A 14,851-nucleotide genomic window follows, 5' to 3' on the forward strand; every position below is an offset into this window, starting at 1 on the left:
ATGCCCGCCCTGCTTCTACTGACTCCCGCCGTGCCCGCTCACCTGGCCCGCCTGCCGCCCCGGCGGCCCGCCATCCTGCTGCTGGCCCTGCTGCTCGCGCTGCTGGCCGCGCCGGCCGCCCGGGCCCAGCAAAACCTGTTCAACATCCCCTCCGCCGACCTGACCCCGCAGGGCAAGGTGTTCTTCCAGCACCAGAGCAACCTCTACGGCGGCGGCTACTGGGAAGCCAAAAACCACCTCGTGTACGGGCTGGGCAAAGGTTGGGAAGCGGGCCTGAACGTGGTGAACCTGCAGATGAACTTCCGCCGCGGCAACGAGTGGCTGGGCATCAACCGCGCCGACCGCCGCGTGCCGCTGGCCCCGCTGGTCAAGCTCACCGGTCAGAAGTTCTTCGTGCTGAGCCCGCGCCTGAGCACCAGCATCGGCACACAGGTGGGCCTGAACCCGGTGCGCTTCGGCGGGCAACACCGCGACCTGACCCACTTCACCTACCACCTGTGGAAATGGACCCCGCGCCACCACGTGAAAGTAGTGGCCGGCCCTTACCTCTCCGACCGGGGTACGCTGGGCGCCGGCAACCGCGCCGGCCTGCTGCTGGGGGGCGAGCTTCCCCTCTCCAAAAAGCTGCTGCTGATGGGCGACTTCATTTCGGGCTCGAACTACGCCAGCGTGTCGGTACTGGGTGTAAACTACTTGGTCACCAAACGGGTGCAGCTCTGCCTGGGCGGCATGCTGCCTAACCCCGGCAGCCGGAACCGGGCGGGCTTGGTCTTCGAGCTGAACCTGCTGGGCTACGACCCCGACGCCGACGAGCCAGCCGCCCACTGAGGCCGATGTATGGTTTTCCATTCACCTTTTTTCTTCTAGTTGTCATGCTGCGCTGGCTATTGCTTTACGCGCTGCTTCTGGCCCTGCCAGCAGCGGCTCAGCTGCCACCCGATCCGGAAATGACGCAGAACCGCGCCTTTCGGGTGAAGTTCCAGGTGCCCGCGCACTGGCTGGTGTCGCGCCAGCGCACCGACTCGGTGGAGTTATTGCGCTATCACGACCCCGCCGACGGCGCCCACCTGTGGGTAGCCCGGCTGCGCGGCCGCCACGCCCACACTCGCCCCGTCTCCGCCCTGCAACGGCTGCTGCGCCAGTTGGGTGCCACCCACCACGCGGAGCACCGCGCCACTGCCCACGGCCTTGACTATCTGGAAAGCACCGGCACCTGCCGGGTAGGCGGCCGGGAGCTGCGCTACGATGCCCGCGTGACGACTTACCAGGGCCAGGTGCTGCTGGTGTACCTCTACGCCACGCCTACCGCCTTCAACACCCAGGCCCCGCTGCTGCACCGGGTACTCGACAGTTTCGCCCCGTTGCCTGCCGACTAGGCGCTGACTTCCCCTTCAACTCCCTTTTTCTTCCCCGCCATGAAACTACCGCTGTTGCTCCTGGCCGCCCTGCTGCCGCTGGGCCTGCAGGCCCAAACCCCGTCCGACATTCACTACGAAACCGTGCATAGCACCCAGTACCAGCTGCAGTACCGCGTGCCGGCCGGCTGGGACCAGCTGCGCCAGACCACCGACTCGACCATCGCGCTGACCTACCTGAGCCCCGCCCGCGACCTGGTGGTGTACATCGGGCAGCTGCGCGGCGCGGCCGACCGCCTCACGCCCGACCAGGCGCTGTACCAGCTCACCGAGCAGTTCGGGGTGCCGGTCAACAAGCAGTTTGCCACGGCCTACAACGGGATTCCATTCTTGGAAACCACCGGCATGGGTACCCGCGACGGTCTGCCCATGCGCTACGACGCGCTGGCGGCCCGCCACCGGGGCCACGTGCTGCTCATCTGCGTGTCGGGCTCGCCTGATGCATTCCTGACGCACGAGCCGGTGGTGCAGCACATGCTCCACAGCCTAACCCCTTACAAGCCCCGCCGGGCCACTGGCAAGTAGCTGTACGCTCCACGCCGCTGTGCCCACTTCTTTCCCACGCCATGATTCTATTCAACCTGCTCACCCTCAGTGCCCCGCGGGCCCACGCCGTTACACACCTGGTGCTGACGGAGCGACTGGCCACCGACGTGTTCGTGGACGAGGCCATTGCCAACCACCGCCTGCTGTCTGATGGCCGCGTCGGTACCGAGCCCCTGTACCGGGTACTCTTTTTGACCAAGGCTCTACTCTACCGGCGCATTGAGCAGCTGCTGCAGGAGCAGTTCCCCGGTAACGACTTCCGCATTTACGCCACGCCCGTCACCCAGGTCAACGAGGCCGAGGCCGAACGGGTACGCCGGTTGTGCCTCGCTTAATGCGGTCCACCGTACGGCCTCGGTCAGCCGCTGACCTGCACGCGTTTCCTGTTTGTTCACTCTTTTCCTGTTCAAGTCTCATGAAAACGACTGCTTTCCCTTCGCATTGGATTTTCCTGGCTTACCTGGTGCTCACGTTTTACTGTCTGGGCGCGGCGGTGATGAACGAGTTTGTGGAATACCAGAGTTGGGCCGATCTGGGCTCGTACCTCAGCGCCGCTGACTTTGCGGCCTGGCATGTGGCCACCGCCCAGCACACCATGCCCTTTTTAACGGTGCCGGCCGTGCTGTTGAGCGTGGTACTACTGCTGCTTTGCTGGCAGCGCCCGCCGGCCATTCCGCGGCTGGCTCTGTGGCTGGCCTTGGCATGTCACGTGTTGTTTTGGGCCTCGACGGTGCTGGTGCAGTGGCCGCTGGAGGGTGCGCTCGGCCAGGGGCAGTTTTCGCCTGACCTAATGGAGCGCCTGCTGCGCAGTGACTGGGTGCGCAAAGTCCTGCTGTTGCTGGAGGCCCCTGTGGCCGTTTACATGGCACACCGCGTCCTACGCCCTGTCCGCGGCGACGCCTCGCCCCACATACTGCTGCCTGTTCAAGGTGCACCGAGCAACGCATGTGCCAGCGCGTAAAACCCGCTGGCGGATTCCTAAAGTGTCTTGTACTGGAATAGGTTGACAGTTTTTCCTCCAAAACTGTCCGGTATGCAAGACCACATCCGCGAGCTGCTGCAGCGCTTCCAGTACAGCGAGCAGTTGAAGGAAACCGCCGCCTTTCGCATCCTCTTCGGCGGGGAAGAGCCCAGCCAGGTCATGGCGGACCTGAACATCCACAACGGCTACACGCTGCGCAACTGGGTGAGCCAGTACCAGCGCAAGATCCAGACGGGCCTGTTCGTTGCCCCCGCCATGACCCGCACGCAGAAACGAGGCCTCGAAGCGCTGCAGCAGCGCCACCAGGAGTTGACGCAGTTGCTGCAGGACGCGAACCTGCTCATCCTGGCCCTCAACACCCTGATTGAGGTAGCCGAGCACGAGCTGAAGGTTCCGATCCGAAAAAAGTCTGGCGCCAAACGGTCGCACAGCTGAGAAGCAGTGACCTGGCACGGGTGAGCGTCGGCCGCTTGTGTTGTCTGTTTGGTGTAAGCCGACAAGCCTTTTACCGCAAAGAATAGTACGAGCAACGATTCCGCGGCCAGTCGCTGTTGGTGCTGGATCTGGTGCTGGCGCTCCGGCGCGAAATACCCGGCCTGGACACGCGCAAGCTGCACGTGCTGCTGCAACAGCCCTTGGCCGAGAGCGGCATCAAACTGGGACGTGATAAGTTGCACCAGCTCTTGCAAGCGCATGACCTGCTGCGGCAGCCGCGGCAAATGCCCAGAACGACGAACTCGGCACATAGCCTGCGCAAGTATCCCAACCTGTTGGTGGATAGACCCATCACCGCTCCGCGCCAGGTGTGGGTCAGCGACATCACGTACTTGTGTATTGGTCTCGGCTTCGGGTACCTCTCGCTCATCACCGATGCCTACTCCAAGCTGATCATGGGCTATTGCTTGCACCCGCTGCTCACGACCGAAGGGGCTGTCAAGGCGCTGGACATGGCCCTCGGCCACGGAGAAATCGATCAAGAGCTCATCCACTACTCGGACCGGGGAAGCCAGTACTGCAGCTTTCACTACAGCCAAAAGCTACGGCAAGCGGGTATTGCTATTAGCATGACCGAGGACGACGACCCGTACGAGAATGCCATTGCCGAACGGGTCAACGGCATCCTCAAGATCGACTTTCGCCTGAACCGCGCCTTTCGCACGTTTGAGGAGGCGCAACGGGCGGTTGAGGCGAGTATTACCAATTACAACCATTTGCGTCCGCACATGAGTTGCGGGTACTCGACGCCGGCCGCGGCCCACGCCAGTACCCAGCCGTTGCAACAACTCTGGAAGCCGAAAGTGTACCCCTCTCGTAAGGCACTACTGCCAGAAAAGAGGGCAGTGGCGAATTACATACCCCTACTTTGACAACCTCCCCTCAGGACTAAACACCCAACCATCTCCCACTGAAAAACTGACAACTTTTTTCCAGGATCGGACACCGTCAACTTATTTCAGGACGGCACAAAAGCCCGAGTTCTGCAACAGCCACGTTCGTTTAACTAAACAACTTGCCCAAGGCCATTAAAGCTCCAATTTAAGCGTTTGACAGCTCAATGAAAGTTGAAAATACTTGTACACCAATCAAAGTATACGTTCGCTCACCCAAGCTTGAGCTGAGTGAACATCAAGACCTGGAAGTTTAGCTTCGGTGTTACTGCTTTACACGTCGGTGTAAGGTATACTTTGCGCTGAACAGAATCACCCCTCTCACTGAGCTTCGTAATTCGTAAGGAACTACACTGAAGCAACACCCTCAGGCAAATTATGCCTTATTGTAACCTGGCAGAATTGCCAGTGAGCAACTCAGGTACCCACCGCTGGAGGAGGCACGAGCATGCCTCCCCTATTGACCGCTGCGTATCCCGGGCAAGAGAGCTGCGCTAGGCCTTCACTCCGGCGAAGAAATCGGCTAAGGAGATGCGGTGGATGTCGAGGATGCGCAGCAAGCTTTTCATGGTGATGTTGCTCCCCTTTTCGTGCTTGCCGTAGGTGACGCGCGGTAGTTCATGCTCGAACGCAAACGTCTCATACGAGGAATAGCCAGCCGCCACGCGCAACTCGCGCAGGCGGGCGCCGATCTGGTGCAGGCGCGGGTCGGTGTCTTCGCGGGACTTCATGGCCGGCTAAGTCCGGCATTGCACCGCACATAAGTAACCCTCTATAAATTACACCTTATAAATTATATCTTTTAAGATGTTATTTTTTGAGCTGCACACCACCCCCGGCGCTGCGCCGTGACCGTATCCGTGCGCCTATTCTTGCTCTGTGTTCTACTGGGCTACGCCGCCGGCGTGCAGGCCCAATTCCGTTTTGCCTCCCCCGTGACCTACCCTTTCACCGGGGACGCTTATCACGCCGTCGCGCAGGACGCCAACGCCGACGGCTACCCCGACCTGCTGGTGGCCGGCGGCAGTTGGAACCACGCCGTGGTGCTCTACAACGACCGCACGGGCGGCTTTGCCGCGCCCCAATACTTTACCTGCGGCGATTTCTGTGCCGGCGTGGCCGTCGCGCCTGTCGATTGCAACAGTTCGCCGGACCTGCTGATGGCGGTGGCCAACGACGGGCGCGTGGAAGTCTTGCCGACCAACGGGTTAGGGGTCTTCGCCCCCAGCTTGCGGCAGCTGTACCCCGTCGACGGCCAACCCGTCGATCTGGTCACCGGTACCTTCGATAACGACGCCCAGGTGGACTTCGCCGCCCTCGACATCCTGGGCGGCCGGGTCAGCGTGCGGCTGAACCGCAACGGCGCGACGTGCGGCGGCACGTTCGCGTCGGTCCTGCCCTATCCGGCCGGCAGCGGTGGGCTCTCCGCCCAGACGCTGCGCCGGGCCGACATGAACCGCGACGGGCGTGCCGACGTGCTGGTGGTCAACCAAGCCCAACCTGCTGGACAGGGCCTCTCTGTTCTGTTCGGCGACGGGACCGGCGGCTTCTCCGCCCCAACACTGTCCGCCACGGGTAACCCGGCGCCGTACGACGTGGCTGTGGGCGATTTGAACGGCGACGGGCGGCCCGACGCCGTGGTAGCCAACCTCGACGATGGCAACGTGGGCGTACTGCTGGGCCAAGCCGCCGCGCCGTGGCTGGGCGCCATCGTGCGCTACCCGCGCCCCGGGGCGCACGCCGTGGCCCTGGCCGATTTTGACCGCGACGGACACCTGGACGTGGCTGTCAACCCCGGCGGCTGGATCTTGCCCGGCCGCGGCGACGGTACCCTGGGCCCCGCCCAGCAGGTGCTGCCGGGCGGGTCGGGTTGGTTGGTGGCGGCCGACTTCGACGGCGACGGCCGGCCTGACTTGGCCCAGGTCGCCAGCGGCCAGGCCACGCTGCTGCGCAACCCGTCCATCGTGCTGCCGGTCGAACTGGTGTCCTTCCAGGCGACAGCCGGCGACGCTGTACACCTGCGGTGGACTACGGCCTCAGAGGTCCAAAACGACGGATTCGAAGTACAGGCCAGCGGCGACGGGCAGCGCTTCGACTCCCTCGCGTGGGTACCTGGCCAGGGTACCAGCAGCCGCGCCCACACCTACACGCTGGTCGACCACCAGCCGCAGCAGTTCGGCGCCCGCCGCGTCTACTACCGGCTGCGCCAACAGGACCGGAGCGGCCGCACGACGTATTCCCCGGTACAGGCCGTGCGGTGGGCGATACGCATGGCCGCGCCTTTTCCTAACCCTTGCCAGAGGATCTTCCGCGTGCCTGGTCTAACCCCTACGTCGGAGGTGGAACTGCGCACCAGCCTCGGACAAGTAGCGCCGCTACGCCGCGTTGGCGACCAATTCTGGACCGCAGCCGTTCCGGGCGTGTATGTGCTTGTCGTACTCGATGGCGCCCGCCGGCTGTACTACCAATTGCGGTTAGAATAAGCCCTTCGGAGCAGCACAGTCCGTTACCACAGGTGTGCGCACACCGGGGCTTTTTGGATGCCTGGCACCTTCGGAGCAGCACAGCCCGTTACCACAGCAGATTTTAAGCCGTGTAACGGGCTACGGACACGTACAGAAGTCTATTTGTTAGCAATCAACGATTCAAAACCTATTTTGAAAGGATTTTGAAGAGGTTTTGAAATCGTTTTGAGCGGGTTTTGATCGAATATTGAAATGTAACCGTAGCATTTTCAAAATAGATGTTGCACGAGTATGGTAGCCTCGCGCGTCGCCTTAAGGTATTTAGGTTGATCAACCCGCCGTTCGCCGACCTCGCCCACGCGGCAAGGTGCTTCGGGCTCCGCCAGTAGGGCGTTGGTCGGGGGCTGGGGAAATCGAGTTGCGCGGAGCCGCTTGCAGATAGGCCAGCAACTCGCTGCGTCGGTAGAGTACGCGCTTATCGGAACTGCTATACGCCGTGATGCGCCCTTCCCCGCGCAGTTTGTGGAGCGTGGGCTTGGAGAGGTGCAGCAGGTCCAGAGCTTGCTGAGTGGTCAGGTATTCCGGCTCAGGGGCCGTCTGCGCGCGGCGCAGCGCGTCGAGCAGGGGCTGCAGTTTCGCATCCAGCAGTTGGTGGAACTGCGGCACGGTGAGCGTGACCAGCAACGGGTCGGGGGTGGGCATTATAGCCATGGCAACGGAGGGGGTACAAGCGTTAAGTAAGGGCAAGTACCGGCTCGTGTATTCCGCCGGAACGGCAGTTTTTCCGGAAGTTTTCCCGCAGCTTACTTGCCTGGCCGACGACGTACCTGACGCGCGGCTACTTGGTCCAGCTCCACTACTTGGGCCGTGGATAGTCCAGCCTCTTCCAGAACCTGCCTGGCCCATCCGAGTTCTTTTGGGCCATAGATGAAATGGGCACTCGCCGGGTCGCGCGTGCCGAGGTAACGCGCCACGGTGTCCGGTTGCACCTCCAGCACCGCGGCCAACACCGTGTGCCAGCTCTCGCTGCCGAGGTGGGCAAACAGGGCTTTCGTCCGCAGAAATTCCAGCAGGACGATCTTGGCGTTGGCGGTGCCGCCCACCGGCACCCGCTCGTCCAGTAGGGGTTGCCAGTGGCTGGCGGCTTGTAGCGCCCGCAAGGCCGCGGTTCGTTCTACCGGGTCGTCCGTAGCCCACGCTGCGGCTAGGGCCCGCACCCGCTGCATGACCAATTGGTGCACGTAGCGCATCAGTTTCTGTCGGCGGGCCGTGGAGGGCAGCGCAGCAGCCTGATAGTCGAGCAACGGCAAGGCATAGGCAACCGAAGGAACGGTGTACTCGTGTCCGAACGCATGGGGCTCTCCGCCGTGCTCCAGGCGCGCCAACAGGGGCTTATCCCAAGCTTCTTCGGCCGCTTGGGTGTACGTGCCGTCGGGCTGTAACTCCATATACAGCGGGAAGCCCAGCAGCAACTCCGGCGGCAAGACGGGGCTGGGCAACAAACGCTACCGCCGCTCCCATTCGACGTGGGCAGCAGGCGACGGCGTAGCTTGCAGGGCGCGCCACTCGGCTAGCTGCTGTACGTCACTGGCAGCGCTCAACTGATAGCTACAGTAGTCGTAGTGCACGACGAAGTGCGGGTGAGCGAGTTTACGGCGGGGCATAGGGAGTTCTTGACGAAAGTTGCCAATAGATTACTCCCGATAAACAGTAACATTAGAAAGATAAGTCTATCACGGTCCCACTCGCGGCCCCAGTAAGCAAAAAACCCTGTTTGCAAGCTGCAAACAGGGTTTTCAGTGATTCCGCTGGGATTCGAACCCAGGACCCGTACATTAAAAGTGTACTGCTCTACCAGCTGAGCTACAGAATCAAGACCTTTCAGAGCGCCGCAAGGGCTTCGTTGAAAGGGACGGCAAAAGTAGTAGGCGAGACGGTATATTCCAACAACGGGTTACAATTAGTACCTCATCGGTGGCCGTTAGCGTATTTATCAAGCTTATTGTCAGCCAAATAAAATTCCAGCTAATTTCCTTGATTTCCGCCGGCCGGGCTTACTGGCGCTACCAGAATAAGTTAGGAGCTTTGCGGGCGGATATTTCGCGGCCCGCCATGTACAAAGCCCTTCTTCGCCCCCTGCTATTTAAGCTCAGCGCCGAGCAAGCCCACCACTTCACGTTCGATGCGCTGGCGCTGGCCAGCAAGGTACCGGGCATACCAGCCCTGCTGCGCGGGCAGTTTGGCTACCAGCACCCGGCGCTGGAGCGGGAGCTGTTCGGGCTGCGGTTCCGCAACCCCATCGGGCTGGCGGCGGGCTTCGACAAAGACGCCCGGCTGGTGGATGAGTTGGCCGCGCTGGGCTTCGGCCACGTCGAAATCGGGACGGTGACGCCGCGCCCGCAGCCGGGCAACCCTACGCCGCGGCTGTTCCGGCTGCCCACCGACCGCGCCCTCATCAACCGCATGGGCTTCAACAACGGCGGGGCGGCGGCGGCGGCCGCGCGGCTCAAGCGCCGCCGCTCCGACATCATCATCGGCGGCAACATCGGCAAGAACAAGGACACGCCCAACGAGCAGGCCGCCCAGGACTACGTGGCCTGCCTGCAGGCCCTGCACGAGGTAGTCGACTACTTTGTGGTCAACGTGTCGTCGCCGAATACGCCGGGGCTGCGGCAGCTGCAGGAGCGGGAGCCGCTGCTGCAGCTGCTGCGCACGGTGCAGCGCGTGAATCAGGCCCAGCGCACGGCGCGGCCCCTGCTGCTCAAAATTGCCCCCGACCTCACCAACGAGCAGCTCGACGACATTCTCGGCATTGTGCAGGAGGCGGGCCTGAGCGGGCTGGTGGCCACCAACACTACTATTGACCGCGGCGGCCTGCTGACGCCGGCCCCGGCGGTGGAGCAGCTGGGGGCGGGCGGGCTAAGCGGGGCGCCGTTGCGGGCCCGGGCCACGGAAGTCATCCGCTACCTGCATGAGCACTCGGGCGGGCGGGTGCCCATCATCGGCGTGGGCGGCATCTTCACCCCCGAAGACGTGCAGGAGAAGCTGGACGCCGGCGCTTCCCTGGTGCAGCTGTACACGGGTTTTATCTACGAAGGCCCGGCCGTAGTGCAGCGCATGTGCCAGCAACTCGTGCAGGCCGCCCGCGGGCAAACGCAGGGCCGCTAATCCGGCGCGGCCCACGGCATTTCGAGCCTTGCCGGCCTGCTTACGAATAGAGGCAAGTGGGATAAGATGTTCGCACCGCAGTAGGGGCTTGTAGGGGCACCTGCGGCAAACGGCACCCGCGCAAACCAGTCAGGAAAGCGGCAGCCGGGGAATAGCGGCCTGCAAACTTTGCCATGCCCGCGTCTCACTTTTCACCTGAAGCCGGGCGCTGCGAGTGGCCCCAACCCAGGCCCGGCCGCCACCGCTCAGGCCAGCTCGGACTGCATACGCACCGGAGCCTCGTCGGCGGGGTGCTGGCTCTGGGCGAACTGCTGCCGGTAGCGGCGCACCCAGTAAATCATCAGCGGCACGCCCACGACGGTGGGCCACAAGAAGCGCACGGCTACCGGCAGGAAGGTGAATGAAGTGGCCGAAAAGGCCGACACGGCGGCTACGTAGGAGAGAATGAAGCCGCGCATATGGTCGAAGAACCAGCGGCGGGCGTCTACCGTGGCGGGACGGGCCAGCTTCTGCAGCTCGGCCACGGCCAGGCGCGTGCCGCCCAGCCCGAACACGCCGGCCACGACGTTGCGGGTAATGACGGCGTAAACGATGGTGCCCACAAACACCAGCAGCGCCGCGCCCGAGCCCAGCCAGTCGTACACGGCGGGCTGCTGGCCGCGGCCCAGGCGTTTCTGGTACAGCGCCCGGTAGCCCAGCAAGGAGAGGTAGAGCGAGAAAATACCCGTCAGCAGCAGGAAGGTGAGGCCCTTGAGCGTGGCGGCCACGAGGGCCGTGACGCCGGCCGTAAGCATGGCCCAGAAGAACACCCGGCCCCAGCGGCGGTGCGCCGGGCCGCCCTTGCGCGTGGCTAGGGCCACCGGGGCCACAAAAAAGCCCAGCATACCGCTGCCGATGTGCAGCCAGCGGTTTAGTTCGAGAAGGGTGTCGGTAGTCATGGCGGCGCGGGCGTGAAGGGTGAACGGCCGCAAGATGCCGCGCGGCGCCGCCCGCCGCAAGCCCGCCTTACCCAAGCGTCGTGCCGGGCCGATGAAGCGCCGGATAAGCCTGCCGAAGCGCAGCGCACTTACAGCTTCACGCCGATTTTCCACTCCAGCACGTCGGCGGCGCCGCGGTGCACTTTCAGGTCGATGGCCCCGAACAGCTGCTCGGTGAAGTGGTATTTCAGCCCGATTCGCTCGTAGTAGAACTTGTTGGACTTGTAGGGATTGTAGAGGTAGATGCCCAGGTGCGTATCGAAGGCGAGGCGGCCGAACAGCAACTCGTGGCCGATGAACACGGCCGCCTTCTTCACGTCGGGCAGCTTGTCGCCGGCGCGGGCGGTGTCGCGCTGCTCGGCCAGCAGGCTGCGGTCGAAGAAGCCCTCTGCGCCCACCAGCAGGTTGCTCTTGCGGTTGACGCGCCGGCCGGCGGCCACCGTCACCGAGTTGACCCAGTACAGCTTGTGGTCCGACTCGTTGCGCTGCTTCACGCCCAGGCTGGTGCTCAGGTTCCAGAAGTTCTGGCCCACGTCGGCGGGCAAATCACCGGCGGGCCGGGGCTGGGGCGTAAACTGGCGCTGCTGGTGGTAGTTCAGACCCAGCAGCAGCGTGGGAATGTTGATGCCCAGGTTGGGCTTGGCCGTAGCCCCGTTGGAGTAGTGGTTCAGGGCCACGCCCAGCAGCAGGCCCAGCTTGGGCGTAAGGGCCACGTCGTACTCGGCGCGGGCCTGAATGGTGGCGTTCAGGCGCGAGCTGATGAAGGTGTTCTTGTGGTTGCTGTCCTGATCGAAGGGAAACGGGAAATAACCAATGCCGGTGCCCAGGCGGAAGCTCAGCTCCTGCCGCTGGGTGCGCCAGAAGGACTTGCTCAGGTAGGCCGAGGCGGCGAAGGAGTGGCGCAGCGTGGGGTTGTGGTAATCGTAGTACACCAGCGCCAGCCCGACCTTGGGGTAGCGGTACCAGGCGTGCCAGGGCTGGCGGCCCGTCAGCTGCCGCTGCAGGTTCAGCTCCAGTCCGGTGGGGTGGGCCGTCACCAGGTGCTTCACCCGGGGCGAGTGGGCAATGATGAACCCGCCCTGCGCGTACAGCCCCACCACCAGCGGCTCGGGTACCGGGGCGGTCTGCTGCGCCCGCAGCCCCAGCGGGGCGGCCAGCAAAGCGGCCGAAAGCAGAAACGAGCGGATTCTGAGCGACATAGACGCGGGCGGGCAAACTCCCGCAAAAGTAAGCAAGCTCGCCCATTGGTGAACCGGAAAAAGCCCGCGCCACCGGGCAATACCCAAGCATTAGTATTTAAATAACATCCCGACTGTAACATCCGATGGGCAGATCTGCGTATCAGGCTCAAGAACCGCGCGGCCCCATCCCCGCAGTAAGCCTAGCAGAGCCCTTGTCGGCGCGGTTTCCCCACCCCTTCTTATTCCGAAACAACTCATGAAAAAAGTTGCACTTTTTGCCGTAGCCTCGTTGGCTACTGCCACCCTTGCCCATGCCCAAGACCCGGGCGGTTTCCGCGTCGGCGTGAAAGTCGGCGGCACGTACTCCAACGTATCCGGCGACAACGTTCAGCAGATTACGGGCAGCAATTACAGCTCCAAGCTGGGCGACTACAAGCTGGGCTACAACGCCGGTCTGGCCTTCCAGCTGCCCATCAGCTCCGACGGCTTCTTCGCCATTGCCCCGGAAATTCTCTACAACCGTAAGGGCTACGAAATCACCACTGAATCAAAGGACGGCGCGGCGCTAGCGGCGTTTCCGGGTGCTACCAAGGTAGAGCAGGAGCAGCAGCGCGTGCTGCACTACCTCGACGTGCCGGTGCTGGCCCGCATCAATGCTGGTGGCCTGTTCTTCGAGGCGGGCCCGCAGGTGTCGTACCTGTTTGGCTCGAAAACTAAGTCGCAGACTACCCTCAAATACGCCGACGGCTCGAAAAACAAAACCGACGACCCCAACCAGGGCTTCCTGGACTACACCGGGCTGTCGCAGGACGATGCAGACAAGTCGGACCTGGCGCAGTTCGACATCGGAGCGGTGGCCGGCGTGGGCTATCAGTCGCAGAGCGGCCTGAGCGTGGGTTTGCGCTACGCCCGCGGCTTCAACTCGCTGATCGACAGCAAGGACACCGACAACGAGCCGAAGGCCTTCAACAACGCCTTTACCCTGCAGCTGGGCTACCTGCTGCCGCTGGGCAGCCGCTAAGCCGCCGCGCGTTACTTGCCTTGCACGGGCCGCTTCTCTCGGGGAGCGGCCCGTTTTTTTGCCCGCTGGTACTTGCTGCTAAGCCTTCTGACGACCAGCCACTAAGCCCGGCCGCTGGCTGACTACCGCGCCCGGCTTCCGCCCTGTAAGCCGGGCGCTGGTGTTTTAACGAGGATTTATTGCCAAAAAACATCCGCTTTGTTTCCCCGTTTGAAGGAGCGAAACCCAGGTTGCCGCCCGGCTTCGCATCACTCACTCAACATCCCTACCCCGGCAATGAAACAAACCTTTCTCACCGCGGCCCTGCTGACCGGCCTGGCGCTGACCACCGCGCCCAGCGCCCACGCCCAGGGCATCCGCTTCGGCCTGAAAGCCGGCGCCAACTACTCCAACCTAGCCGGCGACCTGGCCGACGAAGATTTGTATGACAGCAAATTTGGTGTTCATGGTGGTTTTATGGTCAATTTGGCCCTGACTGACGACGGTTTTCTGTCTGTGCAGCCAGAACTGTTGTACTCGCAGAAGGGCTACCAGTACAACGGCTCTCAACTGTTCGGCACCTACAAGTACAGCGGCAAAGTGCGCTACGATTATCTTGATGTGCCGGTCCTGCTACGCATCAAGGCCGATAATCTGTTCTTCGAGGCCGGCCCTCAGTATTCGTACCTGATTAACGTGAACAACAGCTCCCAACGAACTATCACCGTGGGAGGCCTTACTGTTGAAGCACCTGATAACTATAACCAAGACCTAAGCAATACTAACCGCAACGAGTTCGGCTATGTAGCCGGATTGGGTTATCAGTCGGACGCCGGGGCCCTATTGGGGCTGCGCTACAATGGTGCCTTCGGTGACATTGCGAAAAACGACACGTACTGGAACGGCGAATTGCGCAACGCCCGCAACTCGGTGTTTCAGCTGTACCTGGGCTACATGTTCGGCGGCAAATAGCCTTTCCCCTACCGCTTTCTGATTACCCGGGCCGGCGGCTGTGGCTTCGGCCGGGCGCCGGCCCGGCTTCTTTCCGTAACAAGCATGAAAAAAACGTTTCTGGCGCTGCTCCTGTGCGCGGCCACCGGCAGCACCTTCGCCCAGGGCATCAAGCTGGGCCTGAAAATCGGCCCGACGCTGTCGACCATCAGCGGCAAAGACAGCGACATGGCCAACCCCAGTCTGCTGCTCGGGCCCCACGGCGGGATTACGGCCAATTTCGGCCTCACCGATATGCTGTCGTTTCAGCCCGAACTGCTGTATTCGCAGAAGGGCTACCGCTACGATTTTACTACCACCAAGGGCGACGTGGTGCACCACTACATCGATGTGCCCCTGCTGCTGCGCATCGACGCCGACGGGCCGTTTTTTGAGCTGGGGCCGCAGGTGGGCTTCCTGCTGAAAGCCGTGCAGAAACCCGACCAGAGCACCGACTTCGAGCGCACCGACGACTACAATACCACCGATATCGGCTACGTGGCCGGGGTGGGCTACCAGCTCAGCAGCGGCCCCAGCATCGGCCTGCGCTACAACGGCGGCATCACGCGGCTGTACAAGGAGGGCGAGCAGAACCGCAACATCCGCAACTCGGCTTTCATGCTGCAGCTCGGCTACCGCTTCGGCGGTGAGTAGGGCAGCCGACTGCGGCGCTGGCGGCCCGGCCGCCGGGTACTAAGGCAGCCCTACGAGCGTTTGAGCGGCCGGCGGGTTCCGGGCT

Annotated in this window: 17 protein-coding genes and 1 tRNA gene; 12 read left to right on the plus strand and 6 right to left on the minus strand. The window is 62.8% G+C overall.

Annotated elements, in window-relative coordinates; translation table 11 throughout:
- From EJV47_RS01395 to EJV47_RS01425, 7 genes are all read left to right on the plus strand, one after another.
- Positions 1–828 carry a hypothetical protein gene (locus EJV47_RS01395; protein ID WP_126691349.1) on the plus strand — a complete coding sequence of 276 codons (828 nt, stop codon included), beginning with the start codon at positions 1–3 and terminating at the stop codon, positions 826–828.
- A 44-nt stretch (positions 829–872) separates the two neighbouring features.
- Positions 873–1,376: a hypothetical protein gene (locus EJV47_RS01400; protein ID WP_126691350.1), complete on the plus strand. Its 504-nt coding sequence runs from the start codon at positions 873–875 to the stop codon at positions 1,374–1,376.
- A 39-nt stretch (positions 1,377–1,415) separates the two neighbouring features.
- Positions 1,416–1,940: a hypothetical protein gene (locus EJV47_RS01405; protein WP_126691351.1), complete on the plus strand. Its 525-nt coding sequence runs from the start codon at positions 1,416–1,418 to the stop codon at positions 1,938–1,940.
- A 41-nt stretch (positions 1,941–1,981) separates the two neighbouring features.
- Positions 1,982–2,296 (plus strand): hypothetical protein, encoded by a 315-nt coding sequence (locus tag EJV47_RS01410; RefSeq protein ID WP_126691352.1) that lies wholly within the window; start codon positions 1,982–1,984, stop codon positions 2,294–2,296.
- Between the two features lie 80 nt (positions 2,297–2,376).
- Positions 2,377–2,922 (plus strand): hypothetical protein, encoded by a 546-nt coding sequence (locus EJV47_RS01415; protein ID WP_126691353.1) that lies wholly within the window; start codon positions 2,377–2,379, stop codon positions 2,920–2,922.
- Between the two features lie 72 nt (positions 2,923–2,994).
- Complete coding sequence (locus EJV47_RS01420) at positions 2,995–3,378, plus strand: hypothetical protein (RefSeq protein ID WP_126691354.1); 384 nt, start codon at positions 2,995–2,997, stop codon at positions 3,376–3,378.
- A gap of 119 nt (positions 3,379–3,497) precedes the next feature.
- On the plus strand, positions 3,498–4,310 hold the full coding sequence (locus EJV47_RS01425; protein ID WP_243650985.1) for an IS3 family transposase: 813 nt from the start codon (positions 3,498–3,500) through the stop codon (positions 4,308–4,310).
- Positions 4,311–4,825: 515 nt separating this feature from the next.
- On the opposite strand, the gene EJV47_RS01430 is transcribed toward EJV47_RS01425, so the two are convergent.
- Entirely contained in the window at positions 4,826–5,062 is a 237-nt protein-coding gene (locus EJV47_RS01430) for a helix-turn-helix domain-containing protein (protein ID WP_126691356.1), read from the minus strand.
- A gap of 204 nt (positions 5,063–5,266) precedes the next feature.
- Here EJV47_RS01430 and EJV47_RS01435 point away from each other — a divergent pair, with 204 nt between their 5' ends.
- Positions 5,267–6,814, plus strand: a complete 1,548-nt coding sequence (locus tag EJV47_RS01435; protein ID WP_126691357.1) for an FG-GAP repeat domain-containing protein — start codon at positions 5,267–5,269, stop codon at positions 6,812–6,814.
- A gap of 312 nt (positions 6,815–7,126) precedes the next feature.
- On the opposite strand, the gene EJV47_RS27865 is transcribed toward EJV47_RS01435, so the two are convergent.
- The 3 genes from EJV47_RS27865 to EJV47_RS01450 form a co-directional block, all read right to left on the minus strand.
- Positions 7,127–7,498 (minus strand): helix-turn-helix domain-containing protein, encoded by a 372-nt coding sequence (locus EJV47_RS27865; protein ID WP_165903572.1) that lies wholly within the window; start codon positions 7,496–7,498, stop codon positions 7,127–7,129.
- Positions 7,499–7,599: 101 nt separating this feature from the next.
- Entirely contained in the window at positions 7,600–8,280 is a 681-nt protein-coding gene (locus EJV47_RS01445; RefSeq protein WP_165903573.1) for a hypothetical protein, read from the minus strand.
- Positions 8,281–8,596: 316 nt separating this feature from the next.
- Positions 8,597–8,669 (minus strand) — tRNA-Lys (locus tag EJV47_RS01450).
- Between the two features lie 239 nt (positions 8,670–8,908).
- Here EJV47_RS01450 and EJV47_RS01455 point away from each other — a divergent pair.
- On the plus strand, positions 8,909–9,964 hold the full coding sequence (locus tag EJV47_RS01455) for a quinone-dependent dihydroorotate dehydrogenase (protein ID WP_126691360.1): 1,056 nt from the start codon (positions 8,909–8,911) through the stop codon (positions 9,962–9,964).
- Positions 9,965–10,209: 245 nt separating this feature from the next.
- On the opposite strand, the gene EJV47_RS01460 is transcribed toward EJV47_RS01455, so the two are convergent.
- Positions 10,210–10,902 (minus strand): DUF2306 domain-containing protein, encoded by a 693-nt coding sequence (locus EJV47_RS01460; RefSeq protein ID WP_126691361.1) that lies wholly within the window; start codon positions 10,900–10,902, stop codon positions 10,210–10,212.
- A 128-nt stretch (positions 10,903–11,030) separates the two neighbouring features.
- Complete coding sequence (locus EJV47_RS01465) at positions 11,031–12,140, minus strand: acyloxyacyl hydrolase (RefSeq protein WP_126691362.1); 1,110 nt, start codon at positions 12,138–12,140, stop codon at positions 11,031–11,033.
- Positions 12,141–12,378: 238 nt separating this feature from the next.
- On the opposite strand from EJV47_RS01465, the gene EJV47_RS01470 reads away from it, so the two are divergent.
- The 3 genes from EJV47_RS01470 to EJV47_RS01480 all read left to right on the plus strand — a co-directional run bounded on the left by EJV47_RS01470 (position 12,379) and on the right by EJV47_RS01480 (position 14,766).
- Positions 12,379–13,143 (plus strand): porin family protein, encoded by a 765-nt coding sequence (locus EJV47_RS01470; protein WP_126691363.1) that lies wholly within the window; start codon positions 12,379–12,381, stop codon positions 13,141–13,143.
- Between the two features lie 276 nt (positions 13,144–13,419).
- Positions 13,420–14,094, plus strand: a complete 675-nt coding sequence (locus EJV47_RS01475) for a porin family protein (protein ID WP_126691364.1) — start codon at positions 13,420–13,422, stop codon at positions 14,092–14,094.
- Positions 14,095–14,178: 84 nt separating this feature from the next.
- Complete coding sequence (locus EJV47_RS01480) at positions 14,179–14,766, plus strand: porin family protein (RefSeq protein ID WP_126691365.1); 588 nt, start codon at positions 14,179–14,181, stop codon at positions 14,764–14,766.
- Positions 14,767–14,851 lie beyond the last annotated feature (85 nt).

Source organism: Hymenobacter gummosus (genome assembly GCF_003970915.1).
Taxonomy (GTDB): domain Bacteria; phylum Bacteroidota; class Bacteroidia; order Cytophagales; family Hymenobacteraceae; genus Solirubrum; species Solirubrum gummosum.